Source organism: Nocardia higoensis, from assembly GCF_015477835.1.
Taxonomy (GTDB): domain Bacteria; phylum Actinomycetota; class Actinomycetes; order Mycobacteriales; family Mycobacteriaceae; genus Nocardia; species Nocardia higoensis_A.
Genome location: NZ_JADLQN010000002.1, coordinates 815,444 through 841,243 on the forward strand (window position 1 = coordinate 815,444; position 25,800 = coordinate 841,243).

Sequence of the window (25,800 nt, forward strand, 5' to 3'; positions counted from 1 at the left end):
AACGAGGTATAGCACAACTCTATCTCCGAGCAGTGGCAGGCCCACGAGGCCGCGAACGCAGGAGGCGATACCCATGCCCCAACTGCCCGAACCGCATCGGTCCGGTAAACCCGAGTATCCGGTGCAACTGATCCAGCCCGACGGCGCCCGGGTGCTCGATCGCGAACACGCGGCCCTGGTCGCCGACATCGGACCTGCCCAGCTGCGCGACCTGTACGCCGACATGGTGATCGCCCGCCGGATCGACCTGGAAGCCACCGCGCTGCAACGCCAGGGCCAGCTCGGCCTGTGGCCGCCGCTGCTCGGTCAGGAAGCCGCCCAGGTCGGCTCGGCGCGCGCGCTGCACCCCGACGACTACGTTTTCTGCAGCTACCGGGAAGCCGCCGTCGCCCTGTGCCGGGGAGTACGACCCGCCGAGATCACCCGGATGTGGCGCGGCGTCGCCCATCACTGCTGGGATCCGCGGGCGGTCGGCATGACCAATCCGAACATCATCGTCGGTTCGCAGGGCCTGCACGCCACCGGATACGCCTACGCCGCTCAGCTCGACGGCGCCGAGATCGCCACCATCGCCTACTTCGGCGACGGCGCGAGCAGCCAGGGCGACATCGCCGAGGCGCTCGGTTTCGCCGCGAGCTGGACCGCGCCGGTGGTGTTCTTCTGCCAGAACAACCACTGGGCGATCAGCGCCCCGGTCCGGGTGCAGAGCGCCACCCCGATCGCGCGCCGCGCCTACGGCTACGGCATGCCCGGCGTCCAGGTGGACGGCAACGACGTGCTCGCCGTCCTGGCCGTCACCCGGCAGGCGGTAGCCCGCGCCAGGGCGGGCGGCGGTCCGTCGTTCATCGAGGCCCTGACCTACCGGATGGGCCCGCACACCACCGCCGACGACCCGACCCGATACCGCGCCGCCGCCGAGACCGAACAGTGGAGCCGCCGCGATCCCGTCGACCGGCTGCGCAGGCTGCTGGAACGGGAGTCGCTGTGGGACCAGGGGTTCGACACCGAGGTCACCGCACGCGCCGACGCGGCCGCCGCGGAACTGCGCCGCGCCACCCTGACCATGCCGGACCCGGACCCCTCGGCCCTGTTCGAGCACGTCTACGCCGATCCGCACCCGCTGATCGACGAGCAGCGGCGCGAGTTCGCCCGATCCGAAGGAACCCTGCCATGACCGCCACCACCTTCGCGGGCGCCCTCAACGCGGCGATGCGCCGGGCGCTGGAAGACGATCCGAAGGTCGTGCTGATGGGCGAGGACATCGGCAGGCTCGGCGGCGTGTTCCGGGTGACCGACACGCTGCAGAAGGATTTCGGGCAACACCGGGTGATCGACACCCCGCTGGCCGAATCCGGAATCGTGGGCACGGCCTTCGGTATGGCGCTGCGCGGCTACCGGCCGGTGTGCGAGATCCAGTTCGACGGCTTCGTCTACCCGGCCTTCGATCAGATCATCTCCCAGGTCGCCAAGATCCATTACCGGACCGGGGGAAAGGTCAGCGCTCCGTTGACGATCCGCATCCCGTTCGGTGGCGGCATCGGCTCGGTCGAACATCATTCCGAGTCACCGGAGGCCTACTTCGCCCACACCGCGGGCCTGCGGGTGGTCTCGCCGAGTACCCCCGCCGACGCCTATCAGATGCTGCGCCAGGCCATCGCCGCCCCGGATCCGGTGATCTTCTTCGAACCCAAACGGCGCTACTGGGACAAGGCCGAGGTCGACTTCGACGCCGACCCCGACCTGCCGCTGCACACGGCTCGCGTCTGCCGTCGCGGCACCGACATCACCGTCCTGGCCTACGGCGGCACCGTCGCCACCGCGCTGGCCGCCGCCGACATCGCCGCAGGGGAAGGCCGCTCCGTCGAGGTCGTCGACCTGCGCAGCCTCGCCCCGCTGGATATCGACACCGTCGCCGAATCCGTGTGCCGCACCGGCCGTCTGGTGATCACCCACGAAGCGCCGGTCTTCGGTGGCCTCGGCGCCGAGATCGCCGCCCGCGTCACCGAGCGCTGCTTCTATCACCTGGAGGCCCCCGTCCAGCGTGTCGGCGGCTACGACATCCCTTATCCGCCCGCCAAACTGGAGAAATACCACCTGCCCGACCCGGACCGCATCCTCGACGCGGTCGACCGCTCGCTCGCCGCCTGACCTGATCGCCCGTCCCGGCCCACCCATCCGGTGCATCCAGCCCTGTGCACCCATCGAGGAAGAGGTGATCTGTGCACGACCACGGCGCCATCCTGGAATTCCGGCTGCCCGACCTGGGGGAGGGCCTCGCCGACGCGGAACTGATCTCCTGGTCGGTCGGCGTCGGCGACCACGTGGACCTCAATCAGATCATCGCCGAGGTGGAGACCGCCAAAGCCGTTGTCGCCCTGCCCTGCCCGTATGCGGGCACAGTGGCCGAACTGCTGGCCGAGCCGGGGGAGACGGTGCCGGTGGGCGCGGCCTTGATCCGGGTCCGCGACGAGGGCGCGAACGAACACGCCTTTACCGCGATCGCCTCGGCGGGCGGCGCGCCCGCCGAGGAACCCCTCGCCGGACGCGGCGGCTCCGCCACCGGTGGTCGGGGGGACACCGGCCGTGACGCCGGGAAGGCCGGCGGTGCTCCTGATACGGCGCCCGCCGACGGCGACGGATCGGCCCCCGCGAACGGGGGTCCGGCACCCGGCGACGGATCCGCCGACAGCCGTGCATCGGTGCTCGTCGGCTACGGACCGCAGGGCGAGTTCCGTTCACGTCGGCGCGCTCCCGCCCGCCCCGGGGCCGTCGAGGAAGGGGCTTCGGGCAGTCGGACGGACGCCGAATCCGCAGCCGATGGAGGCGCGGCGGTCGACTCGGGCCTCGCGGCGCGAGTATCGGCGGAATCGGGTAGCGCAGGCCGGGGCGCCGAGTCGGGCCGGGCCGGGCAGGTCGCGGAGCCGGGCAGTGCCGGCCCGGCGGCTGAATCGGGGAGCGCCGGGCAGGTGGCTGAGCCGGGAAGCGTGGACCGGGTGACCGAACCGGGCGGCGTGGGGGAGGTACCGGGGGAGCCGCGCAGTGGCGGGCGGGTACCCGCAGTTCCGGCCGCGCGGTTGCTCGCGAAGGAGTTGGGCGTGGACCTCGGCCGGACCGCCGGTTCGGGTCCGGGCGGCGCGGTGACCGTCGCGGACGTTCGTGCAGCCGCGACCACATCCACCACCCGGGCCGGGCGGACAACCGCGGCGCAGGACGAGCGGGAGCGCGATCTCGAAGATCGCGAAATCCGCACTCCGGTCACCGGTGTGCGCAAACGGACCGCCGCCGCGATGGTCGCCAGCGCGACGACCATCCCGCAGGCGGGCACCTTCCTCACCGTCGACTGCACCGCCGCCATGGAGGTGATCGAGCACCTGCGCGCCACGGCCTCGTTCACCGGCCTTCCACTGACCCCGCTGACCCTGGTCGCCAAGGCCGTGATCGCCGCGCTCGCCGAGTATCCCGCCGTGAACGCGCACTGGGACGAGCGGGCGCAGCAGATCGTCACCAAGAAGTACGTCAACCTGGGTATCGCCGCCGCCACCGAACGCGGACTGCTCGTCCCCAATGTCAAACAGGCGCAGGCGATGAGCCTGCGCTCGCTGTGCGAGGCGATCGGCCGCTGCGTCCAGGCGGCGCGTGAGGGCGCCGCCACCCCCGCCGATCTCACCGGCGGCACCTTCACTGTCACCAATGTCGGCGTCTTCGGCGTCGATGCGGGAATTCCGCTGGTCAACCCGGGAGAGGCGGCGATCCTCTGCCTCGGAGCCATCACCCGGCGGCCGTGGGTCCACGAGGAGCGACTGGCGATCCGCTGGGTCACCACGCTGGCGTTGAGCTTCGACCATCGGCTCGTCGACGGCGAACTCGCCGCACGCTTTCTGGCCACCGTCGGCGAACTGCTGACCGACCCGCTCGCGCTGCTCAGCCGATGATCTGAGCGGCGCGACGCGTCCCCGTTCACCGCCCGTGCTCCCCCGGCGGTGCGTATGGTGTTCGGGTCGGGCGCGCACAGGCGACGGGAGCACATGGTGAGCGCGGTACTGGTGGGTGTGGACGAACTGCGGGATGCGATGTCGGACAATCGCGTTCGACTACTCGACGTCCGCTGGGCGCTCGGTGACCCGGACGGTCCGCAGCACTATCTGGACGGTCACATCCCCGGCGCGGTCTTCGTGGATCTGGAGACCGAACTGGCCGCCGTGCCCACCCCGGCGGCGGGGCGGCACCCGCTGCCGAAAGTGGCGGCGCTGCAGCGGTGCGCCCGCAGCTGGGGCGTGTGTCAGGGCGATCCGGTGGTCGTCTACGACGCCAGTGGCGGCACCGCGGCGGCCCGCGCCTGGTGGTTGCTGCGCTGGGCGGGCATCGCCGACGTGCGGCTGCTCGACGGTGGCCTGACCGCGTGGACCGCGGCGGGCTGGGAGCTGTCGACCGGGGTCGAACCGGATCCCGTCCCCGGTGATGTGAACTTCACCGGCGGCCTGCTGCCGGTGATCGACGCGCACGGCGTGGCCCGCTGGCGCGGCACCCTCCTCGACGCCCGGCCCGCCGACCACTTCCGCGGCGAGGTCGAACCGCTCGACCCGCGCGCCGGTCACATTCCCGGCGCGGTGAGCGCCCCCACCATCGACAACCTGGACGAGACAGGCCGCTTCCGCGACCCGTCGTGGCTGCGGGACCGTTTCTCCGGGCTGGGTTCGGGCCCGATAGCGGTCTACTGTGGCTCCGGCGTCACCGCCACCCACCAGATCGCCGCCCTGGCCGTCGCCGGTATGGACGCCGCGCTCTACCCGGGCTCGTGGTCACAGTGGTCCCACGATGCCAAGCGTCCGGTGGCCACCGGCGCCTGACCTCCTGGATGTTCGCCAGGGCCGAACTCAGGGGCAGTCGCGGGCGATGTCGTGGAGCACCGCGTTGTCGGCGGCGGTGACCGGCAGGTCGTAGGCCACCGCCGCGGTCAGGTACTTACCCGCGTAGAAGCAGTGGTTCTCGGCTCGCGGCGGTAACCAGTCCGCGGGCGTGTCATCGCCTTTCGCCTGGTTGGCCCCGGCCGTGGTGGCCAGCAGGTTGCGTACGGTGTCGTTGGCGAAGCGCACCCGCTTGTCCATCGGCCAACCCGAGGCCCCCAGGTCCCATGCCGCCGCCAGCGGATAGACGTGATCGATCTGGACCTCCCGCGCGTCCTCCTTGCTGAACTCGACCCGGTCACCGATGTAGGGATCGACCAGCACGCCCGACACCACCACGCAATCGCGGGTCCCCGCCCGGAATCGCACCTGTGCCAACTGGACTGCCAACACGTCGTTGCGGGTGTCGCACCCGTCGCGCCCCTGCGGGCCGTCGTGATCATCACTCCACGCGGGCCCGAATACGCACGCCTCGCCCTTCCCGCACCCCCGTTCGTATCCGCCGGGCCGCACCCGCTCGGCCACCACCCGCACCTGCCCGAGCAAGCCCAGCACCTGCGCTCGCGTCGGACTGCCCGGCGCGGGCCGCACACCACCGATCCCCGGCCCACCGCACCCGGCCACCACGAGAACGGCGGCGAGCAGCACCGCCCACCACCCGAACCGCCCCACGCTCACCCCGTTTCCTCGCACCCCACCACTCCTACTCGCCACCGCCGACATGCGACGTGCGAGGAGGTCGCGCGATTGTGGATTTCCCGTTCTCCACAATGACATTGTCGCCTTTCGTCCCCGAGGCGCGGGACGACCGAGCGCGGGGCCTCCGTACGGCCGACATACGGCAGGGGCGGCAATCGGCACCACGCGAGCGGGAACCGGCTGCGGCATGGGGGAATCCAGCACTCGGCACGGCACCGCGTGGGCCGCCCGGAGACCGGTCGACCATGACTCAGCCGTGGGCTCGCGCCGGGTAGTGGTCCCGGCATGCCTCGCGGACCCGTGCGGCGGCGTGGGTATCGACGCGCTCGATGCCCGCGACCACTTCGTCGAGCCGCCAGAACGTCGAGGGGGCCAATCGCCCGGACGTGACCGCCGCGAGCGCGGTCTCGGCCGCCTCGTCGGCCTTGCCCGCGGCGAGCAGGGCGAGCCCGAGGTCCAGGCGCGCCGCCACCAGCCGGCGTGGGCGCGGATGCGGTGCGCTCTCGAGATCGGAGACGACCTGCCGCGCGAACGATTCGGCCGCCGGATCACCGATCCAGGCCAGAATGGCGGCCATGTAGGAGTTGGACTTGGTCAGGTCGAAGAAGAAGTGGTGCTCCACCTGCTTCGGATCGTGTCGCCCGGAAACCAACCGGGCGAGACTGCGTAACGCGGTGTAGGCCCCGTCGCGGTCGCCCATGCGCGCCAGCGCTCTGCCCTCCTGGGCGGTGGCCTGGATGAACACCGAACTGTCGCGCGGGGCGACGTGCTGGGCGACCTGCGAGGCCGTCGCCGCGACGGTGAAGTCGCCGTCGGTGAGTTGCTGCCAGGCCATGGTCTCCATCGCCCAGGCGGTGATCTCCGGATGCTCGGCCTCCAGCGAGATGTCACGGGCGACCCGCAGTCGCTGTCGCGCGGCGAGCGCATCACCGAGATCGACGTGACAGGCCGCCGCGATCAGCGAGAACCAGCCGAGGGTCAGCATCAGACGGCGATGCTCGCCCAGCGTCTTCTTGCGCTCGAGCATCGCCCGGCCGACCCGCATGCTGGTCAAGGCCCACTCCAGCACGGCCGAGGGGGTGGTCACCGGATAGGCGCGGGCCAGGTCGTCGACCGAGTAGTCCAGGTATCCGAGCACCCCGTCCGGGATGTCGGTCGCGTTCACCCGTTCGATCCACGCCTCGACCGAAGGATCGTCGTCGGAAGCGTCCCGCCGCAGCGCCTCCGGCCCGAGCACGTCTTCGTAGCCGAGGACCAGTCGCGGGGTGACCGGGCGTTTGCCGGTCTCCACCAAACTGAGATAGGAGGGTGCGAAATGTACGCGAGAAGCCATATAGCGCAGGCTGATTCCCGCCGCCACCCGCGCGGCTCGCAAGTGCTCACCGTCGTACACCCGCACCCCCGAAGAGTCGACACCGCATTTTCGGAACAGCTGTCAACACAGCTGTGAACACTTCTCGCCGCCACCGAAGCCGTTCCTCGTCCACGCTACTAGCGCAAGGCCCGGCCACCGCCAGATCTCGGCGGGTGGCCTTTCGACCAGTTGTTTCGATGCGGCGAAGGGGACGGAGAGCGGATGGTGGACGAACGGCCGAGGGCGATCGGCCTGATCCAGCGGAATCTGGTGTGCGGAGCGGAGGTCGACCTCGAGTCGTTGGCGGCCAGGCACGGTATGCGGCTGGCCTTCACGGTATCGGTCGACGCTTCGCCGTTGGTGGTGGCGATGGCGGTGGCGCGGCATGTGGCGGAATTCGAGGCGGTAGCTGTGGTGGTGCCGGGGTTCGAGCACGCCGATCCGGTGCGTCACGTGGTGACCGATGTGGCGGCGCTGGTGACGCCGATGGCGGTGTATCCGAAGGGGTTCCGGTGGATCCCGCCGGACAGCGAGGAGGAGGGTTCGTGAAGAGCTGTGATGTGGTGCTCGCGGTGCTGGTGCTGGGTTTGACCGGACTGACGTTGCTGTGGCTGCGACCGTCCCGGTCGCAGATCGGGGAGCGCGGGGACGAGCAGGACGTGGCCGAGCGGGACGAGTGAGGGTGGCGTCTGTCGGAGGTCTCGATTGTCGGAGGTCTCGATCACGGGCGTGCCGAGTTTCGATCACGCCGATCCGGTTACGCGGTGATCGACGGATTCGGCGGTGCGGCGACGCCGATGGCGTTGACACCGAGTGATTTTCGGCACCGCCGTCTCCTGACGAGAGGAGAGGCTGTGAAAGTGAGCGAGGTCGTGTTGATCGTGCTGGTGGTGGCACTGGCGGCGATGACCGTGGTGTGGTTTCAGCCGCCCGGGACCGATAGCGAGGATCGCGAAAGCGAGGAACGATCGACGAACGGCGCCGAGCGTGAGTGACGGCCGCCGGATCGGCCCGCGACGGGCGGGCGTCCCACACCGGCACCCGTCACCGCACTCGCCCGCTCGACCGGCCGCCTGTCCCGGTCGAGCGGGCTGACCTTCAGCCCAGCTGTGGGGTGACCTCGGCGGCGAACAATTCGAGGTGATCGAGATCCGACAGATCCAGCATCTGCAGGTAGAGGCGGGTGATGCCGGTCTCGGCGCGGTAGCGGCCGATGGCGTCGACGACCTCGGCGGGGGTTCCCGCCAGGCCGTTGCGCTTCAACTCCTCGACCTCGCGGCCGATGGCGGCGGCGCGGCGGGCGACCTCGGCGTCGTCCCGGCCGAGGCACAGCACCTGAGCGGCCGAACGGGTGATCTCGGCAGGGCTGCGGCCGATCGCCTCGGCCGCAGCCGCGACCCGTTCGAACTGGGTCGCGGCCGTGGCCGCGTCGGTGAACGGCAGGTTGAATTCTTGCGCGAACCGGGCGGCCAGCGCCGGGGTGCGCTTCTTGCCGCTGCCGCCGATGATCAGCGGCGGGCGCGGTGACTGCGCCGGCTTGGGCAGTGCCGGGCTGCCGTTCAGTTCGTAGTGCTTGCCTCGGTAGTCGAAGGTGCTGCCGACCGGCGTCTCCCACAGGCCGGTGATGATCTCCAGTTGCTCGGTGAAGCGGTCGAAGCGTTCGCGCACCTCAGGCAGGGGGATGCCGTAAGCGGTGTGCTCAGCGTCGAACCAGCCCGCGCCGAAACCGAACTCGACGCGTCCGCCCGACATCTGGTCCACCTGCGCCACCGAGATCGCCAGCACCGACGGATGCCGGAAGGTGGCCGAGGTCACCAAGGTGCCGAGCCGGATGCGGGAGGTCTCGCGGGCCAGGCCCGCCAGCGTGATCCAGGCGTCGGTCGGGCCGGGCAGACCCGAGACGTCGCCCATCTTCAGGAAGTGGTCGGAGCGGAAGAAGGCGTCGAAACCGGCGTCTTCGGTGGTCTTGGCGACGCGCAGCAGGTCGTCGTAGCTCGCGCCTTGCTGGGGTTCGGTGAAGATGCGTAGGTCCACGTCCACCCACCGTAGTCCGGGTGGTGTCGCAGGCGCCTGATTGGATGGGTGGATGCTGCACGGACTGTGGTCACCGGGGTCGGGCCTGGTGCTGTGGACCGAGGGGGACGTGCCCGCGGAGTTGCCCGAGCCGCTGGGTTCGCTGCTGCGCGGGTCGCGGTGGCGGCATCGCGCGCCCGCCCTCGTGCCCGGACCGGACGGGCCGGTAGCCGGTCGGGTGCGGGCGCACGCGCTCGTGCCACACGCGGCGGCGGCGGCATTGCGGCAGCGTTTGCCGGTCGGACTGGTGTCGGGCGACCTGCGGTTCCTCGCGCGGGTCACCGACGGCCTGGACCGTTGGGTGCGGGCCGGACGCGTCGTACCGGATCTGGATCGGGCCGACGGCCAGTGGTGGGTGCGCTGGCGGCTGGTCGGCGGGGAACGCCAGCGGGCGTGGCTGGCCGAGCTCGCGGTGACGATGCCCGCCGCTCTCCGGGTCGCGGGCAGGCCCGCCGAGGTGCTCGACGATCTTGTTCGCGAGCTGACCGACCCCATCGCCCGGCGGTACCTCGCCGACATCCCGGTCACCCATCCGCTGGTGCGGGGGCTGATCGCCGACGAGCCGCTCGACTCCGGTAGTCATCAGCTCGCGGAGGTGCTGCGGCGCTGGCGTGCGTCGCTGACCGTCGACGAACCGGAACTGGTCCTGCGGCTGCTCGAACCGGACGGCCTGGGCAGCGGAACCGACGAGGACTCCGAGGCGCAGGACGCTTCCGTCTCGTCCGGGGAGGACGACATCGCGCTGTGGCGGCTCGAAGTCTGCCTGCGCACCGAGGAGTCCGCGCCCGCGCCGGTGCCGATCGATGCCGAACCTCGGCTGCTGCGTACCGCGCTGGAGAAACTCGGCGAGGCGCAGCGCGTCTATCCGCGCCTGCGCGATCTGCCGTCCGACCCGTACTCGCTGGACCTGTTGCTGCCCACCGAAGTCGTCGCCGACCTGGTCGCCCATGGCGCGATCGCGCTGCGCGAGGCGGGGGTGCGGCTGTTGCTTCCGCGTGCGTGGAACATCGCCGAGCCGAGCATGCGTCTGCGCGTGACCAGCGGCGCGCCGGCCGCCGAGAGCACCGTCGGTATGCGCGGACTGCTGTCGTTCCGCTGGGAGCTGGCCGTCGGCGACAAGGTGCTCACTCGCGCGGAGATGGGGAAGCTGATCCGGGCGAAATCCGATCTGGTCCAGTTGCGCGGTGAATGGGTGCAGGCCGACCACAAGGCGCTCGCCGCCGCGGCCCGCTATGTGGCCGCACACCTGGACGATTCGCCGGTCACCCTGGCCGACATGCTCGGCCATATCGCCGCCACCCGCGTGGACAAAGTGCCGCTCACCGAGGTCACCGCCACCGGATGGGCCGGAGAACTGTTCGAGCGGGAAGGCGACCGTGAACCGGTTCCGCCGCCCGCCGGGCTGAAAGCGCGGCTGCGCCCCTATCAGCAGCGCGGCCTGACCTGGCTGGTGGCCATGAGCCGGTTGAACTGCGGCGCTGTCCTGGCCGACGACATGGGCCTGGGCAAGACCGTCCAGGTGCTGGCCCTGCTCGCGCACGAACGCGAGACCGGCGAGGCGGGGGGTCCCACCCTGCTGGTGTGCCCGATGTCGGTGGTCGGGAACTGGCAGCGTGAGGCCGCGCGCTTCACCCCCGGTCTGCGGGTGCTCGTCCATCACGGCAAGGACCGCAGGCACGGCCTCGATCTGGAGGAAGCCGTCGCCGACGCCGATCTGGTGCTCATCACCTACGCGATCCTGGCCAGGGATGTGCTCGAACTGTCCGCTCTGAAGTGGGATCGTGTGGTCCTCGACGAGGCTCAGCACATCAAGAACGCGGCAACCGCCCAGGCGCGCGCCGCCCGCGCCGTGCCCGCCCGGCATCGCCTGGCGCTCACCGGCACCCCGGTCGAGAACCGGCTCGAGGAGTTGCGCTCGATCATGGATTTCGCGATGCCGAAGCTGCTGGGCACCCCGCAGACCTTCCGCGCCAGGTTCGCGGTGCCGATCGAACGCGAACAGGATCAGAACGCGCTGTCGCGGCTGCGTCTGGTGACCGGCCCGTTCGTGCTGCGCAGGCTCAAGACCGACCCGGCCGTCATCGGCGACCTGCCCGACAAGCTGGAGATGACGGTGCGCGCCAACCTGACCGTCGAGCAGGCGGCGCTGTATCAGGCGGTCGTCGACGATATGCTCGACAAGATCAGGAATGCCAAGGGGATGGCGCGCAAGGGCGCGGTGCTCGCGGCGCTCACCAATCTCAAACAGGTGTGCAACCATCCCGCGCACTATCTGCGCGACCATTCGCCGGTGCTGCGGCGCGGCAGGCACCGCTCCGGCAAGCTCGCGCTGGTCGAGGACGTGCTGGACACGGTGATCGCCGAGGGCGAGAAAGCCCTGCTGTTCACCCAGTTCCGCGAGTTCGGCGAGCTGCTCGTCCCCTACCTCACCGAGCGGTTCGGCACCGCCATCCCGTTCCTGCACGGCGGGGTCGACAAGAACAACCGCGACGCGATGGTGGAGCGCTTCCAATCCGAGAGCGGCCCGCCGCTGATGCTGTTGTCGCTCAAGGCCGGCGGCACCGGCCTGAATCTGACCGCGGCCAATCATGTGGTGCATCTGGACCGTTGGTGGAATCCGGCAGTCGAGAACCAGGCCACCGACCGCGCCTACCGCATCGGCCAGCGCCGTGACGTGCAGGTCCGCAAGCTGGTGTGCGTCGACACCATCGAGGAGCGGATCGACGAGATGATCACCGGCAAGAGCAGACTGGCCGATCTCGCCGTCGGCGCGGGGGAGAACTGGATCACCGAACTGGGCACCGACGAGCTACGGGAATTGTTCACGCTGGGAGCGGAGGCGGTGGGCGAATGATCGGCGCGGCCAGGAAGTATGTGCCCGGCGCGGGCGGTGATTACGTGCCCGGCGCGGGCGGTGCGGCGCGCCCGGCAGAGAGGGGTCGGGAGTGAGCCGCGGCGTCAGCGCGCGCACCAAGCGCGGCGGATTCGGGCGCACCTGGTGGGGCAAGGCGTTCATCGACGCGGTCGAGGCCATGTCCGAACCGGGCAGGCTCGCTCGCGGTCGCAGCTACGCCCGCGCGGGCAATGTGATCGACTACCGCATCGACATCGGCATCGTCGTCGCCGAAGTGCAGGGCAGCCAGCCGCGTCCGTTCACCGCCGAATTCACCGTCCGCCGCCTGCGTGAGGAAGAGATCGAACTACTCGTCGAGACCATCCGCGCGGCACCGGGCACGCTCGCCGATATCGCCTCCGGCGTCCTGCCCGCCGCCCTCGGCCCGCACCTGCTCCCCACCACTGCCGCCGACCTGGACTTCTCCTGCACCTGCCCCGACCCCGGCTGGCCGTGCAAGCACGCCGCCGCCGTCTGCTACCTGCTCGCCGAACGCCTCGACGAAGCGCCGCGGGAAATACTCACGTTGCGCGGCCTGGATCTCGACGCTCTCATCGCCCGGCTCGAACGCACCCCCGATCCCGGCGAGGACGACACCGCCGACCTGACCGACCCTTACGGTGACCAGCGCGAATTGCCTGCCCCGCCCCGCATCGAGTTCCGTTCGGCCATAGACGATCTCGATCCCGTGCTGTTGCGTAAGGCGTTGCGGATGGTGTCCGAAGACGAGACGAACGCGACGACGGCGCTGAAGGAGTTGCGGACTCTCTACGCAGCGCTCGAGCGGTCCTGAGCACCCGGCCGCCCGGTGTACGGTCGGCGGCTTGGTTGGCACCCGGCAGCGAGGCCGATCGCGTGACCGGACTTCGTTCGGGCGGTCCCGTCCGGAACGCGGTGTCGGAACTTCTCGGCGCCGGGTGCCTCACTCAGTGTGCGGCCAGGCCACGGTGCCGGGAAATGTCCGAGCACTGCCCTGCCGCTGCCCGATTGCCGCTCGGGCAGTACTGCTGTCGCGCCCACCGGCCCTCATCTACGGCGGACGTCAGATTGCCGCGTTCCGGGGAGAATCCGGTCACTTCGAGAAGGCTTGCTTGCGAGCCGCTTTCGCTGCCTCATGTGCTGCCGTGGCATGATCGAAATCGCCCCGCTGCCCACGATCGAAAAGCCGCTGCGCGGCTTCCACCCGCCGGACACGCTCGACATCGTCACGAAGCGCAGCGTCGACAGTGTCCTGCTCGTCAGTTGCCCCCCATCAGCCGCATCGCCTCGCCGAGCGCTCGTCGTCCGAGTCGATCCGCGTGACAGTCACAGTGCGCCTCCCCTATCGGATATCCGCATCCACTGTATGTCCTGAACATCGGCCGATCAGCGGTTGAACGATCCCCTCCGTCTGCAGAGAGCTGTCGATGTGGTGGGCGGATTCGCCTAGGCTGGCCGGCATGGCGGGTGCGTGCTCACCGGATTCCCGGCGTGACGGCGCGACGCGCGACGACCTCGGCACTGCCGTCGCGCTCACCGCGCCCGTCCGCCGGGTGGTCTCCCTGGTGCCCTCACTCACCGAGGCCGTCGCCCACACCTGCTCCGAAACGCTGATCGCGGCGACACAGTGGTGCACACACCCGGCCGATCTGGACGTCGAGCGGGTGCGCGGCACCAAGAACCCCGACGTGCGCCGCATCATCGAATTGGCCCCTGACGTGGTGCTGTGCAACCAGGAGGAGAACCGCCGCCTAGATGTCGACCGCCTGCGCGCCGCCGGTATCGCCGTGTGGGTGACGAAGATCGAAACCCTCGACGCGGCGTTCACCTCCTTGATCAGGCTGTTCACGACCGCATTCGCCCGGCCCGCCCCCGGCTGGCTCACCACCGCGCAGGAGAATTGGGCCGCACCGCCTCCTGAACCATCGTGCCCGGCCGTCATCCCGATCTGGCGCAACCCGTGGATGGTCGTCGGCCGCGACACCTTCGCCGGTGACCTGGCCACTCGCCTCGGCCTGCACCTGGTTCACGCCGATCGCCCCGATCGCTACCCGAGGGTCACCGACGCCGAGCTGACCAGCGGCGTCGAGCTGGCCGTCCTGCCCGACGAGCCCTATGTGTTCACCGCGCACGACGGTCCCGACGCCTTCCCCGGCATCCCCGTCGCCTTGGTCGAAGGCCGCGCGCTGACCTGGTACGGGCCGTCCCTGGCGACCGCGCGCGCCGACCTCACCCGGCAGCTGGCCGCCGCGACGACTCGCCGGGCCTAGGCAGCCCTCATCCGGCCCACGCGAGCCGGTAGTCGTTCAGGTCGAAATGCCCGCTGCGCCACGCCGCTTCGATCGTCGTCGACGGCCGCAGCGGCACATCACCGTGCTTGTCGAAGTAATAACTGTTGGCCGTGGCGCACCCCTCTTGCCAGAACACCTGCCCGCCGCGCCGGGCGAGCATCTCTCGGAAGAAGCGGTCGTTGGCCTCGGCGGTGACCTCGATCGAGGTGGCGTCGTGGTCGCGGGCGTGGCGCAGGCAGCGCAGGATGTGGCGGACCTGGTTCTCGATGAGGGCGAAGTAGGACGAGCCGTTGTAGCCGTAGGGGCCGATGACGGTGAAGAAGTTGGGGAAGCCGGGCACGCTGACGCCTTCATACGCTTGCAGACGGTTCTCGTTCCACCATTGTTCGAGGTCACGGCCGCCGACGCCGCGCAGCCGGTAGGTGGGCATCTCACCTGCCTCCATCACCTTGAAGCCGGTGGCCAGGATGAGGACGTCGGCGGGGTGATCGGTGCCTGTGTGGGTGCGGATGCCGGTGGGGGTGATCTCGGCGATCGGATCGGTGTCGAGGGTGACGTTCGGGCGGTTGTACGTGGCCAGATAGTCGTTGGAGAAGCTCGGGCGTTTGCAGCCGAGGGTGTAGCGCGGGGTGAGCTTGTCGCGTACCACCGGGTCGTGGACCTGGCGGCGCAGGTGGGCGCGGGCGAGCCGTTCGGCGACGGCGGTGGTGGGAACGGTGTCGTGGTAGTGCGCGGAGATGGGGAACGTCAGTTCGACGTAGGTCTGGCTGGCCAGGCGGGTCAGCGCTTTGCCGCCGGGCATCCGCAGGGCCAGCCGAAGGGGAGCGGGCAGCGGGAGGTCGGGGCGGGGCAGACACCAGATGGGGGTGCGCTGGAAGACGGTCAGATGCGCGACCTTCGGGGCGATCTCGGGGATGACCTGAACCGCCGAGGCGCCGGTGCCGATGACGGCGACGCGCTTGCCGCGCAGATCCTGACGATGGTCCCAGCGCGCGGTGTGCATGGTCGCGCCGCCGAAATCGGCGACGCCGGGAATGTCGGGCAGCTTGGGGCGGGTGAGCGCGCCGGTGCCGCTGATGACGAAACGCGCGCGCAGCGGGGAGCCGTCGGCGGTGTGCAGCACCCAGACGTGGCGCTGTTCATCGAACTCGGCGGCGGTGACAGTGGTGGAGAAACGGATGTTGGGCCGCAACCGGTAGGTGTCGACGCACCATTCGGCATAGGCCTTCAGTTCGCGTCCCGGCGCATACACCCGCGACCAGTCGTCGCGCTGGGCGAAGGAGAACTGGTAGCTGAACGACGGGATGTCCACCGCCACGCCGGGATAGGTGTTCCAGTGCCAGGTGCCGCCGACGCCGTCCGCGTCGTCGACGACGAGGAAGTCCTCGAATCCGGCCTGCCGCAACTTGATCGCGGCGCCGATACCGGAGAACCCCGCGCCGACGACGATGATCTCGTGGTCGTAGGCGTCAGGTGATGGCGTCGGCATGGTGGATCTCCTCCGTGCGGTGACGACCTCGGTGCCGTCGGTCTGTTCGCGCGCGTGCCGCGGAGCCCTCAGGACGGTGGCTCGATGCGGTAGACGCGTGCGGCGTTGTCGTGGAACGTCTTGGCGAGAACGCCGCCGTCGCCGCCGTGCTCGGTGATCGCGGTGGACACGGCGGCGACGCTGTCGGCGATCGTGGTGATCGCCTTGTCCACCGGGAAGTTCGATCCCCAGATCAGCCGGTCGGGGCCGAAGCAGTCGAGGGCGTGGGTGACCAGCGGGCGGATCCGGTCCACCAGTACCGGGGCGGTGGTGGTGTGTCCGCGCCGAGGCACCGGATGCCCGAGGATCGGCATCGCCAGTCCGCTCACCTTCGCGACCACCTGCGGGTGGGCGGCCAGCTCGGCGATGTCGTCGCGCCAGCGTTGCAGCAGCTCGTGGCGCCGCTCGGGGGTGTGTCCGGTCTCCCGGCCGACTCCGCCGAATGCGCCCGCCGGTGTGGCCAGATGGTTCAGCACGATGGTGACCTCGGGATAGCGCGCGGCCAGAGCGGTGACCTGCGGCAACTGATGCGAGTAGACCCATGCCTCGAAGACCAGTCCCCGCTCGGCGAGTTCACCGAAACCGTGAAGGAACGCCCGAGAGGTCAGTGCGCTCGGGTCGTGGGTGTAGACGCGCACATCCGGGTCGGGATGGTGGGCGACCATCGTGCGGATGCCCCGCAGCAGCGGCGAGGCGCTCTGGTGGGCGTCGAGCAGGTCGGCGAAACCGGGAGCGGCCGGATCGGCGGAACCGACGATCCCGGCCAGCGGCGGGGTGTCGACACCGAAAGGCAGGCCGGCCACCCATCGGGTCTCCTCGGCCTTGCCGGTCACCCCCTTGCCGTGCCACTCCACCTCGATGTGCACGACGCCCTCGACCGGCACACCGGTGGCGTCGGCGCGATAGTCGGCGGGCAGATAGGGGTTCAGGTACGCGGTCGGGTCGCCGACGAACTCCCGGTCCCGCACGCTCGCCAAGCGCACGGCCAGCGAGATCGGCAGCGGCACGTACTTCAGCAGCCGGGCGGTGGTGCTGAAGCCCCGCGGGGTCCCCAGCGGATCCCACTGGTGGATGTGTGCGTCGATGACACGCAGATCGCCGGGGTTCATCGCCGGTCCTCCCATCGCCTCCGTCGGGTCCATCGCCGGGTACCCGGTCGCCGGACAGGCTCACACATTGCGCCGATACTGCCCGCCGACGGTGAAGAACGCGTCGGTGACCTGCTCGAGCGAGCACACCCGGGCGGCATCCATGAGGACCTCGAAGATGTTCTCGTCGGTGCGGGCGACGGCCTCGAGCCGGGCCAGCGCGTCGCGCGCCTGCTCGCGATGGCTGTCCTGGAACCCGCGCACCCGGTCGAGTTGGGACTTCTTCTCCTGCTCGGTGGCGCGGGCCAGTTCGATGGTGCGCTCGGGCTCGGCGCGCTCGTTGCGGAAGGTGTTCACACCGATGATCGGCAGCGAGCCGTCGTGCTTGCGGTGCTCGTAGAGCATGGACTCGTCCTGGATCTTGCCGCGCTGGTAGCCGGTCTCCATCGCGCCGAGCACGCCGCCGCGTTCGCTGATCCGCTCGAACTCGACCAGCACGGCCTCCTCGACCAGGTCGGTGAGCTCATCGATGATGAACGCGCCTTGCAGCGGGTTCTCGTTCATCGCCAGGCCCCATTCGGAGTTGATGATCAGCTGGATGGCCAGCGCGCGGCGCACCGAATCCTCGGTGGGGGTGGTGACGGCCTCGTCGTAGGCGTTGGTGTGCAGGCTGTTGCAGTTGTCGTAGATGGCGATCAGTGCTTGCAGGGTGGTGCGGATGTCGTTGAAGTTCATCTCCTGGGCGTGCAGCGAGCGACCCGAGGTCTGCACGTGGTACTTGAGTTTCTGCGAGCGCTCGGCCGCGCCGTATTTGTCGCGCAGCGCGATCGCCCAGATGCGGCGGGCCACTCGCCCGATCACCGAGTACTCCGGGTCCATGCCGTTGGAGAAGAAGAACGACAGGTTCGGTGCGAAATCGTCGATGTGCATTCCGCGCGCGAGATAGGACTCGACGTAGGTGAAGCCGTTGGCGAGGGTGAAGGCCAGCTGGCTGATGGGGTTCGCACCCGCCTCGGCGATGTGATAGCCCGAGATCGACACCGAGTAGAAGTTGCGGACCTTGTTGCGCACGAACCATTCCTGGATGTCGGCCATCATGCGCAAGCTGAACTCGGTGGAGAAGATGCAGGTGTTCTGCCCCTGATCCTCCTTGAGGATGTCGGCCTGCACCGTGCCGCGCACGGTCGACAGCGTGCGCGCCCTGATCTCGGCGGCCTCCTGCTCGGTGGGCTCGCGGCCCGCGTCGGCGCAGAACCGGTCCAGCGCCTGGTCGATGGCGGTGTTGAGGAAGAAGGCCAGGATGGTGGGTGCGGGGCCGTTGATGGTCATCGACACCGAGGTGGTCGGCGCGGTGAGGTCGAAACCGTCGTAGAGCGCCTTCATGTCCTCGATGGTGGCGATGGAGACGCCGGAGGTGCCGACCTTGCCGTAGATGTCGGGGCGCTCGTCGGGGTCGCGGCCGTACAGAGTGACCGAGTCGAAGGCGGTCGACAGGCGCTTGGCGTCGGAATGCTCGGAGAGCACCTTGAACCGGCGGTTGGTGCGGAACGGGTCGCCTTCACCGGCGAACATGCGGGCGGGGTCCTCGTTGTCGCGCTTGAACGGGAACACCCCGGCGGTGAACGGAAAGTGGCCGGGCAGGTTCTCCGCGCGCAAGAATCTCAGCAGCTCACCCTGATCGGTGAAGCGCGGCAGCGCGACGCGGGGAATGCTGCTGCCCGACAACGAGGTACGGCGCAGGGTGGTGTGGATCTCGCGATCGCGCACCCGCACCACCTGTTCCTCGCCGCGGTAGCTCTCGGCCAGGGCGGGCCACTCGGCGAGCAGGGCGGCGTTGTCGGCATCGAGGTTCGCCCGCGCGGAGTCGAGCAGTTCGGCGACCGAGGTGTCCTCGGGCAGCTCGGCGGCGACCAGTTCCAGGCGCTGCACCCGCTGCGCCGCGCTCACCTGTTCGGCGGTGCGGGCGTGGTAGCCGCGCACGGTGTCGGCGATCTCGGCCAGGTAGCGCACCCGCGAGGTGGGGATGATCTGAGCGAAGCGGGTGGACACCCGGGTGTCCACCCGCGGCAGCACGCCCTCGGCCACCGGCAGCCCACGCGCGGCGAGCAACCCGATCAGGTGCTGGTACAGCGCGGTCACGCCGTCGTCGTTGAACGTGGCCGCACTGGTGCCGAACACCGGCATGTCCTCGGGCGAGGAACCGAAGGCCTCCCGGTTGCGCACCAGCTGGCGGGAGACATCGCGCACCGCGTCGGCGCCACCGCGGCGCTCGAACTTGTTGATCGCCACCACTTCGGCGAAATCGAGCATGTCGATCTTCTCGAGCTGGGAAGCCGCGCCGAATTCCGGCGTCATGACATACATCGGCACGTCCACGTGATCGACGATGGCCGCGTCTCCTTGGCCGATCCCGGGGGTCTCCAGCACGATCAGGTCGTATCCGGCGGCCTTGCACACCGCGATGATGCTGTCGATGTCGTGCGGGAGTTCGTGCCCGCCGCGGGTGGCCAGCGAGCGGAAGAACAGGTGGTCGCCGTCGAGGGAGTTCATCCTGATGCGGTCGCCGAGCAGCGCCCCGCCGCCGCGACGGCGGGTCGGGTCGACGGCCAGGATCGCCACCCGCAGCTTGTCCTGCTGGTCGGTGCACAGCCTGCGCACCAATTCGTCGGTCAGCGAGGACTTTCCGGACCCGCCGGTGCCGGTGATGCCGAGCACGGGGACGGTCCTGCCCGCGGCGGCCGCCAGCAGTGCCTGCCGATCGGCCGCGGGCAGCGCGTCCTGTTGCAGGCAGGTGATGGCGCGCGCCAGGGCCGTCCGGTCACCGGCCAGGACCGCGTCCACCGCGGGCGGCCGCTCGGACAGGTCGACATCGCAGTCGGCGATCAGTTGGTTGATCATGCCGGGCAGACCCAGCCGCTGACCGTCCTCGGGGGAGAAGATCCGCACGCCGGATTCGGCGAGCCGCTCGATCTCCTCGGGCACGATCACGCCGCCCCCACCGCCGAAGATCCGCACGTGTCCGGCACCCGCCTCCCGCAGCGCCGTCGCCAGATACTCGAAGTACTCGACGTGTCCGCCCTGGTAGGAGCTGACCGCGACGCCCTGGACGTCTTCTTCGATCGCGGCGGCGACCACTTCGTGGACCGCGCGGTTGTGGCCGAGGTGGATCACCTCCGCCCCTTGGGCCTGCAGGATGCGGCGCATGATGTTGATCGCGGCGTCGTGGCCGTCGAACAGCGCGGCCGAGGTCACGAAGCGGACCGGGTTGACGGGTTGGTGGAGCGTGCTGCTGTCGGCCACGAATGTCCTCCGGCGAGTCCTGGGGCGCCCGAATACTAGGACGTCATAGGAATACTACGGTGATGCCGATCACATCGCTATGGGAGTTCGATCGACATGACGGGCTTGACATCCGAGGTCGTCCGGTGGGATGGATCACATCCGATAATTTACTTGGATGTCCAACTATAGGATGACCGAGATCGCGCATCCTCTGCGCGCGTCTGCGACGACAAACAAGAAGGACTGTCATGGTTCGGGAACTCACGCATTTCATCGGCGGACAGCACGTCGCCGGCACCTCGGGCAAGTTCGGTGACGTCTACGACCCGAACATCGGCGAGGTGCAGGCTCGGGTGCCGCTGGCGAGCAAGTCCGAGGTCGAGGCCGTCATCGCCAACGCCGAAGAGGCGCAAAAGGTCTGGGCCGCGTTCAATCCACAGAAGCGCGCCCGCGTCCTGATGAAGTTCCTGACCCTGGTGCAGGACGAGATGGACAGCCTCGCGGCGCTGCTGTCCAGCGAGCACGGCAAGACCATCCCCGACGCCAAGGGCGACATCCAGCGCGGCCTCGAGGTCATCGAGTTCGCCGTCGGCATCCCGCACCTGCTCAAGGGCGAATACAGCGAGAGCGCGGGCACCGGCATCGACGTCTACTCGATGCGTCAGCCGCTCGGCGTCGTCGCGGGCATCACCCCGTTCAACTTCCCGGCCATGATCCCGCTGTGGAAGGCCGGTCCGGCGCTGGCCACCGGCAACGCGTTCGTGCTCAAGCCCTCCGAGCGCGACCCCTCGGTGCCGCTGCGCCTGGCCGAGCTGTTCCTCGAGGCCGGTCTGCCGCCGGGGGTGTTCAACGTGGTCAACGGTGACAAGGAAGCCGTCGACACGCTGCTGCACGACCCGCGGATCAAGGCCGTCGGCTTCGTCGGCTCCACCCCGATCGCGCAGTACATCTACGAGACCGCCACCGCCAACGGCAAGCGCGCGCAGTGCTTCGGCGGCGCCAAGAACCACGCCATCGTCATGCCCGACGCCGACCTCGACGATGTCGCCGACCAGCTGATCGGCGCGGGCTACGGCTCGGCCGGTGAGCGCTGCATGGCCATCTCGGTGGCCGTCCCGGTCGGTGAGGAGACCGCCGATCGCCTGGTCGCCAAGCTGACCGAGCGCGTGCACAAGCTCAATGTCGGCCGCTCCGACGACCTCGGCGCCGACTTCGGCCCGCTGGTCGGCAAGGACGGCGTGGACCGGGTGAACAACTACGTCCAGATCGGCATCGACGAGGGCGCCGAGCTCGTCGTCGACGGCCGCGGCCTGACCGTCGAGGGCGGCGAGAACGGCTACTTCGTCGGCGCCACCCTGTTCGACAAGGTCACCCCGGAGATGCGTATCTACAAGGAAGAGATCTTCGGCCCCGTGGTGGCGGTCGTGCGCGCCGCGGACTACGAAGAAGGCCTGCGCCTGGCCAACGAACACGAGTACGGCAACGGCGTGGCCATCTTCACCCGCGACGGCGACACCGCCCGCGATTTCGCCGCCCGCGTGCAGGTCGGCATGGTCGGCATCAACGTCCCGATTCCGGTCCCGATCGCGTACTACACCTTCGGCGGCTGGAAGCGCTCGGGCTTCGGCGACCTGAACCAGCACGGTCCCGACTCGATCCGCTTCTACACCAAGACCAAGACGGTGACGCAGCGCTGGCCCTCCGGGCTCAAGGAGAGCAACGCCTTCGTCATCCCGACGATGGACTGACAGCCGCGATGTTCACACTCGACGAGGACGAACGGGCGATCCGCGACACCGCGCGCGAATTCGCCGACGAGTTCCTTGCGCCGAACGCGCTGGAATGGGACGAGAAGAAGCACTTCCCGGTCGACGTGCTGCGCAAGGCCGGGCCGCTCGGGCTCGGCGGCATCTACGTCGGTGAGGAGTTCGGCGGCTCGGGCCTGCGCAGGCTCGACGCGGTCCGCATCTTCGAGCAGCTGTCCACCGGCTGCCCGGCGGTCGCCGCCTACATCTCCATCCACAACATGGCGACGTGGATGATCGACGCCTACGGCACGCGGGAGCAGCGCGCCCACTGGCTGCCCGGGCTGACCTCGATGGAACTGCTCGGCAGCTACGCGCTGACCGAGCCGGGGGTCGGCTCGGACGCGGCGGCGCTGAGCACCAAGGCCGTGCGCGACGGTGCGGACTACATCCTCAACGGCGCCAAGCAGTTCATCTCCGGCGCGGGCGCCAACGACGTGTACGTGATGATGGTGCGCACCGGCGAAGACGGCGCGCGCGGCATCTCGGCGCTGATCATCCCGGCCGACACCCCCGGGCTGTCGGTCGGGCCCAACGAGAAGAAGATGGGCTGGAACGCCCAGCCGACCCGGCAGGTCATCCTGGAGGACGCGCGGGTGCCGGTCGCCAATCGCCTCGGCGAAGAAGGCGACGGCTTCCGCATCGCGATGAACGGGCTCAACGGCGGACGGCTGAACATCGCCGCCTGCTCGATGGGTGGCGCGCAAGCCGCGCTGGACAAGACCGTTCCGTACCTCACCGAGCGGCAGGCGTTCGGCAAGCCGCTGGTGCGCAACCAGGCCCTGCAGTTCGAACTGGCGGATATGCGCACCGAGCTGGAAGCGGCCAGGACCCTGCTGTGGCGGGCCGCGGCCGCCCTGGACGCCGACGCCCCCGACAAGGTGGAGCTGTGCGCGATGGCGAAGCGCTTCGCCACCGACGTGGGCTTCGAGGTCGCCAACAAGGCCCTGCAAATGCACGGCGGTTACGGTTACTTGGCCGAATACGGCTTGGAGAAGATCGTCCGGGATCTGCGCGTGCACCAGATCCTCGAGGGCACCAACGAGATCATGCGGGTGGTCGTCGCCCGCTCGGTCGTAGGAGCAGCATGACCACCGAACCTGAAGTTCTCATCGACAAGCGTGACGGCGTCGGCTCGATCACGCTCAACCGGCCCAAGGCCATCAACGCGCTCAATCATCCGATGGCCCTGGCCATCACCGACGCGCTGCGGTCCTGGGCCGACGACGAGGAGGTGCGCACCGTCGTCGTCACCGGCGCGGGCGAGCGCGGCCTGTGCGCGGGCGGCGACATCGTCGCCATCCACGCCGACGCGAAGTCCGGCGGCGCGAACGCCGACTCGCCGACCGGCGTGTTCTGGCGCGACGAGTACATCCTCAACGCGCTCATCGGCAGCTACCCCAAGCCGTATGTCGTGGTCATGGACGGCATCGTGATGGGCGGCGGCGTCGGCCTGTCCGGGCACGGCAGCCACCGCATCGTCACCGAGCGCTCCAAGATCGGTATGCCCGAGGTCGGCATCGGTTTCGTCCCCGACGTGGGCGGCACCTACCTGCTCTCGCGCGCACCGGGGGAGATCGGCACGCACGTGGCGCTGACCACCGCCCGGATGACCGCGGGCGACGCCATCGCCACCGGCTTCGCCGACTACTTCGTCAGCTCGGAGAACATCCCGCCGCTGCTGGACACCCTGCGCGCCGAGCCCGCCGACATCGCGATCGCCAAGTTCGCCACGGCCGCACCGGAATCCGGCCTGGCCGCCGGGCGCGACTGGATCGACGCCTGCTACGGCGCGAGCACCGTCGAGGAGATCGTGTCCCGCCTGGAGACCGCCGACGCGCCGGAGGCCAGGGCGGCGGCGGCCGAGATCCTGGCGAAATCGCCGGTCGCGCTGAAGGTCACGCTGCGTTCGCTGCGCGCCGCGCGCGAGCTGACCAGCCTGGAGGCGGTGCTGAACGAGGAATACCGCGTGTCCATCGCCTCGCTCGGCTCCCACGATCTGGTCGAGGGCATCCGCGCGCAGGTGATCGACAAGGACCGCAACCCGCAATGGAACCCGGCGACCCTGGCCGATGTCAGCGACGCGCAGGTCGCGGCCTACTTCGTCGAACTCGGTGACAAGGAACTGGGTCTGGTGACCCCGGAGGCACAGCAGTGAGCAACAAGATCGGATTCCTCGGCCTGGGGAACATGGGCGGGCCGATGGCCGCCAACCTGGTGAAGGCGGGCTACGACGTGGTCGCCTTCGACCCGAGCCCGGCCGCGCAGGAACAGGCCCGCACCGACGGCGCGACGGTCGTGGCCACCGCACCCGAGGCCGCCGCGGGCCGGGAGATCGTCATCACCATGCTGCCCAACGGCAAGCTGGTGCTCGACGTCTACGCCGACCTGCTGCCCGCCGCCGACCCGGGCACGCTGTTCATCGACTGCTCGACCATCGACGTCGCCGACGCCAAGGCCGCCGCGGAGCAGGCCGTCGCGGCCGGTCACCGTGCGGTCGACGCCCCGGTCTCCGGCGGTGTCGCCGGTGCGGCCGCGGGCACGCTCACCTTCATGGTCGGCGGGCAGGAAGCGGACTTCGCGGCCGCGCTGCCGGTGCTCGAGGTGATGGGCGGCAAGGTCGTGCACTGCGGTGGCGCGGGCGTCGGCCAGGCCGCCAAGATCTGCAACAACATGCTGCTGGGCATCTCGATGGTGGCGCTGTCGGAGGCACTGGTGCTGGGCGAGAAGCTGGGTCTGAGCCACCAGTCCTTCTTCGACGTGGTCTCCACCGCCTCGGGCCAGAGCTGGGCGCTGACCAGCTACTGCCCGGTGCCCGGTCCGGTTCCGGCCAGCCCGGCCAACAACGACTACAAGCCCGGCTTCGCCACCGCCCTGATGACCAAGGACCTGGGTCTGGCCGCCAACGCGTTGCGCGACAACGGCGTCGACGGACAGCTCGGCGCGCTCGCCGCCGAGATCTACGCCCGGTTCAACCAGACCGATGGCCATCGTGACTTCTCGGCTATCGTCACCGATGTCCGCAACCGTTCCGAGCAAGAGGGTGACAAGTGACCGACTTCGAGACGATTCTGCTGGAGCGCAGGCCCAACAGCGCAGGCAAGGGCGCGGTCGGCTGGATCACGCTGAACCGTCCCAAGGCGCTCAACGCCCTCAACGCGCAGGTGCTCGACGACATCATCGCCGCCCTCGACGAACTCGAGCGTGACGACGAGATCGGCGCGGTCGTCATCACCGGTTCCGAGCGGGCCTTCGCCGCGGGCGCCGACATCAAGGAAATGCAGCCCAAGACGTACATGGACATGTTCATGGACGACTACTTCGCGCGCTGGGAGCGGCTGGCGAACTTCCGCAAGCCCACCATCGCGGCCGTGGCGGGCTACGCCCTCGGCGGTGGCTGTGAGCTGGCGATGATCTGCGACATCCTGCTGGCCGCCGACACCGCCAAGTTCGGCCAGCCCGAGATCAAGCTCGGCGTCATCCCCGGCATCGGCGGCTCGCAGCGCCTGACCAGGGCTGTCGGCAAGGCCAAGGCCATGGACCTGGTGCTGACCGGCCGCAATATGGACGCCGAGGAAGCCGAGCGGGCCGGGCTGGTCTCGCGCATCGTGCCCGCCGCCGAATTGCTCGACACCGCCCAGCAGGTCGCCGAGACCATCGCCTCGATGTCGGTGCCGGTGACCATGATCGCCAAGGAGGCGGTCAACCGCTCCTTCGAGACCACTCTGTCCGAGGGACTGCGTTTCGAGCGCCGGGTCTTCCACTCGCTGTTCGCGATCGAGGACCAGAAGGAAGGCATGGCGGCCTTCGTGGAGAAGCGGCCCGCCCAGTTCGGCAACCGCTGACCTGCCGCTCCACCGCAACGGCCCACGCGCTCCCCAGCGCGTGGGCCGTTGCCCTTTCC

22 protein-coding genes are annotated in these 25,800 nt (G+C 69.6%); 16 read left to right on the forward strand and 6 right to left on the reverse strand.

Translation table 11 applies throughout. The annotated features are described in order from the left end of the window. Positions 1-73: 73 nt before the first annotated feature. The 4 genes from pdhA (at position 74) to IU449_RS17675 (ending at position 4,847) form a co-directional block, all read left to right on the forward strand. Positions 74-1,174, forward strand: coding sequence for a pyruvate dehydrogenase (acetyl-transferring) E1 component subunit alpha (gene pdhA / locus IU449_RS17660; protein ID WP_195003135.1), 1,101 nt, complete (start codon positions 74-76; stop codon positions 1,172-1,174). Then, positions 1,171-2,148 carry an alpha-ketoacid dehydrogenase subunit beta gene (locus tag IU449_RS17665; RefSeq protein ID WP_195003136.1) on the forward strand — a complete coding sequence of 326 codons (978 nt, stop codon included), beginning with the start codon at positions 1,171-1,173 and terminating at the stop codon, positions 2,146-2,148. The genes pdhA and IU449_RS17665 overlap by 4 nt, the downstream gene beginning before the upstream one ends. A gap of 71 nt (positions 2,149-2,219) precedes the next feature. Next, a complete protein-coding gene (locus IU449_RS17670; protein ID WP_195003137.1) occupies positions 2,220-3,932 on the forward strand; it encodes a 2-oxo acid dehydrogenase subunit E2 in 1,713 nt (570 codons plus the stop codon). Between the two features lie 93 nt (positions 3,933-4,025). Further along, the gene (locus tag IU449_RS17675) at positions 4,026-4,847 is read left to right on the forward strand and encodes a sulfurtransferase (protein WP_195003138.1); all 822 of its coding nucleotides are present in this window, start codon (positions 4,026-4,028) and stop codon (positions 4,845-4,847) included. A 27-nt stretch (positions 4,848-4,874) separates the two neighbouring features. Here IU449_RS17675 and IU449_RS17680 read toward each other — a convergent pair whose 3' ends face one another. Continuing rightward, entirely contained in the window at positions 4,875-5,576 is a 702-nt protein-coding gene (locus tag IU449_RS17680; RefSeq protein ID WP_416382187.1) for an HNH endonuclease family protein, read from the reverse strand. A gap of 277 nt (positions 5,577-5,853) precedes the next feature. Next, complete coding sequence (locus tag IU449_RS17685; protein WP_324188298.1) at positions 5,854-7,002, reverse strand: helix-turn-helix transcriptional regulator; 1,149 nt, start codon at positions 7,000-7,002, stop codon at positions 5,854-5,856. A 177-nt stretch (positions 7,003-7,179) separates the two neighbouring features. Between IU449_RS17685 and IU449_RS17690 the strand changes: the two genes are divergently transcribed. The 3 genes from IU449_RS17690 to IU449_RS17695 all read left to right on the forward strand — a co-directional run bounded on the left by IU449_RS17690 (position 7,180) and on the right by IU449_RS17695 (position 7,952). Then, complete coding sequence (locus IU449_RS17690) at positions 7,180-7,506, forward strand: hypothetical protein (RefSeq protein WP_228804806.1); 327 nt, start codon at positions 7,180-7,182, stop codon at positions 7,504-7,506. After that, entirely contained in the window at positions 7,503-7,637 is a 135-nt protein-coding gene (locus IU449_RS29505; RefSeq protein WP_267468344.1) for a hypothetical protein, read from the forward strand. Before IU449_RS17690 ends, IU449_RS29505 begins: the two co-directional genes overlap by 4 nt. Before the next feature lie 84 nt (positions 7,638-7,721). Further along, positions 7,722-7,952: a hypothetical protein gene (locus IU449_RS17695; protein WP_195003140.1), complete on the forward strand. Its 231-nt coding sequence runs from the start codon at positions 7,722-7,724 to the stop codon at positions 7,950-7,952. 103 nt (positions 7,953-8,055) lie between these two features. Here the strand turns inward: IU449_RS17695 and IU449_RS17700 are convergent, their stop codons facing one another. Next, on the reverse strand, positions 8,056-8,991 hold the full coding sequence (locus tag IU449_RS17700; protein ID WP_195003141.1) for an LLM class F420-dependent oxidoreductase: 936 nt from the start codon (positions 8,989-8,991) through the stop codon (positions 8,056-8,058). Between the two features lie 52 nt (positions 8,992-9,043). Between IU449_RS17700 and IU449_RS17705 the strand changes: the two genes are divergently transcribed. From IU449_RS17705 to IU449_RS17720, 4 genes are all read left to right on the forward strand, one after another. Then, a complete protein-coding gene (locus IU449_RS17705) occupies positions 9,044-11,884 on the forward strand; it encodes a DEAD/DEAH box helicase (protein WP_195003142.1) in 2,841 nt (946 codons plus the stop codon). 91 nt (positions 11,885-11,975) lie between these two features. Then, a complete protein-coding gene (locus tag IU449_RS17710; protein ID WP_195003143.1) occupies positions 11,976-12,716 on the forward strand; it encodes an SWIM zinc finger family protein in 741 nt (246 codons plus the stop codon). 336 nt (positions 12,717-13,052) lie between these two features. Next, the gene (locus tag IU449_RS17715; protein ID WP_195003144.1) at positions 13,053-13,277 is read left to right on the forward strand and encodes a hypothetical protein; all 225 of its coding nucleotides are present in this window, start codon (positions 13,053-13,055) and stop codon (positions 13,275-13,277) included. An 85-nt stretch (positions 13,278-13,362) separates the two neighbouring features. Continuing rightward, on the forward strand, positions 13,363-14,172 hold the full coding sequence (locus IU449_RS17720) for a helical backbone metal receptor (RefSeq protein ID WP_195003145.1): 810 nt from the start codon (positions 13,363-13,365) through the stop codon (positions 14,170-14,172). A gap of 7 nt (positions 14,173-14,179) precedes the next feature. On the opposite strand, the gene IU449_RS17725 is transcribed toward IU449_RS17720, so the two are convergent. The 3 genes from IU449_RS17725 to icmF all read right to left on the reverse strand — a co-directional run bounded on the left by IU449_RS17725 (position 14,180) and on the right by icmF (position 20,109). Next, entirely contained in the window at positions 14,180-15,682 is a 1,503-nt protein-coding gene (locus tag IU449_RS17725) for a flavin-containing monooxygenase (RefSeq protein WP_195003146.1), read from the reverse strand. A gap of 68 nt (positions 15,683-15,750) precedes the next feature. Beyond that, complete coding sequence (locus IU449_RS17730) at positions 15,751-16,830, reverse strand: amidohydrolase family protein (protein ID WP_195003147.1); 1,080 nt, start codon at positions 16,828-16,830, stop codon at positions 15,751-15,753. Positions 16,831-16,890: 60 nt separating this feature from the next. Next, entirely contained in the window at positions 16,891-20,109 is a 3,219-nt protein-coding gene (gene icmF, locus IU449_RS17735) for a fused isobutyryl-CoA mutase/GTPase IcmF (RefSeq protein WP_195003148.1), read from the reverse strand. A gap of 230 nt (positions 20,110-20,339) precedes the next feature. On the opposite strand from icmF, the gene IU449_RS17740 reads away from it, so the two are divergent. Genes IU449_RS17740 through IU449_RS17760 form a run of 5 tightly spaced genes read left to right on the forward strand, consistent with a single transcriptional unit; the run spans position 20,340 to position 25,741 of the window. Next, positions 20,340-21,839, forward strand: coding sequence for a CoA-acylating methylmalonate-semialdehyde dehydrogenase (locus IU449_RS17740; protein WP_195003149.1), 1,500 nt, complete (start codon positions 20,340-20,342; stop codon positions 21,837-21,839). An 8-nt stretch (positions 21,840-21,847) separates the two neighbouring features. Further along, positions 21,848-22,987, forward strand: a complete 1,140-nt coding sequence (locus IU449_RS17745) for an acyl-CoA dehydrogenase family protein (protein WP_195003150.1) — start codon at positions 21,848-21,850, stop codon at positions 22,985-22,987. Then, the gene (locus IU449_RS17750; protein ID WP_195003151.1) at positions 22,984-24,054 is read left to right on the forward strand and encodes an enoyl-CoA hydratase/isomerase family protein; all 1,071 of its coding nucleotides are present in this window, start codon (positions 22,984-22,986) and stop codon (positions 24,052-24,054) included. The genes IU449_RS17745 and IU449_RS17750 overlap by 4 nt, the downstream gene beginning before the upstream one ends. Next, on the forward strand, positions 24,051-24,950 hold the full coding sequence (gene mmsB, locus IU449_RS17755; RefSeq protein WP_195003152.1) for a 3-hydroxyisobutyrate dehydrogenase: 900 nt from the start codon (positions 24,051-24,053) through the stop codon (positions 24,948-24,950). The genes IU449_RS17750 and mmsB overlap by 4 nt, the downstream gene beginning before the upstream one ends. Continuing rightward, the gene (locus IU449_RS17760; RefSeq protein WP_067860455.1) at positions 24,947-25,741 is read left to right on the forward strand and encodes an enoyl-CoA hydratase; all 795 of its coding nucleotides are present in this window, start codon (positions 24,947-24,949) and stop codon (positions 25,739-25,741) included. The genes mmsB and IU449_RS17760 overlap by 4 nt, the downstream gene beginning before the upstream one ends. Positions 25,742-25,800: the final 59 nt, after the last annotated feature.

Bases quoted from the DNA above. Each gene is read 5' to 3' on its own strand.
- IU449_RS17730 (WP_195003147.1), bottom strand. From the start codon at position 16,830: ATGAACCCCGGCGATCTGCGTGTCATCGACGCACACATCCACCAGTGG.
- IU449_RS17705 (WP_195003142.1), top strand. From the start codon at position 9,044: ATGCTGCACGGACTGTGGTCACCGGGGTCGGGCCTGGTGCTGTGGACC.
- IU449_RS17750 (WP_195003151.1), top strand. From the start codon at position 22,984: ATGACCACCGAACCTGAAGTTCTCATCGACAAGCGTGACGGCGTCGGC.
- IU449_RS17665 (WP_195003136.1), top strand. From the start codon at position 1,171: ATGACCGCCACCACCTTCGCGGGCGCCCTCAACGCGGCGATGCGCCGG.
- pdhA (WP_195003135.1), top strand. From the start codon at position 74: ATGCCCCAACTGCCCGAACCGCATCGGTCCGGTAAACCCGAGTATCCG.
- IU449_RS17715 (WP_195003144.1), top strand. From the start codon at position 13,053: ATGATCGAAATCGCCCCGCTGCCCACGATCGAAAAGCCGCTGCGCGGC.
- IU449_RS17720 (WP_195003145.1), top strand. From the start codon at position 13,363: ATGGCGGGTGCGTGCTCACCGGATTCCCGGCGTGACGGCGCGACGCGC.
- IU449_RS17675 (WP_195003138.1), top strand. From the start codon at position 4,026: ATGGTGAGCGCGGTACTGGTGGGTGTGGACGAACTGCGGGATGCGATG.
- IU449_RS17690 (WP_228804806.1), top strand. From the start codon at position 7,180: ATGGTGGACGAACGGCCGAGGGCGATCGGCCTGATCCAGCGGAATCTG.
- IU449_RS17725 (WP_195003146.1), bottom strand. From the start codon at position 15,682: ATGCCGACGCCATCACCTGACGCCTACGACCACGAGATCATCGTCGTC.
- IU449_RS17740 (WP_195003149.1), top strand. From the start codon at position 20,340: ATGGTTCGGGAACTCACGCATTTCATCGGCGGACAGCACGTCGCCGGC.
- IU449_RS17745 (WP_195003150.1), top strand. From the start codon at position 21,848: ATGTTCACACTCGACGAGGACGAACGGGCGATCCGCGACACCGCGCGC.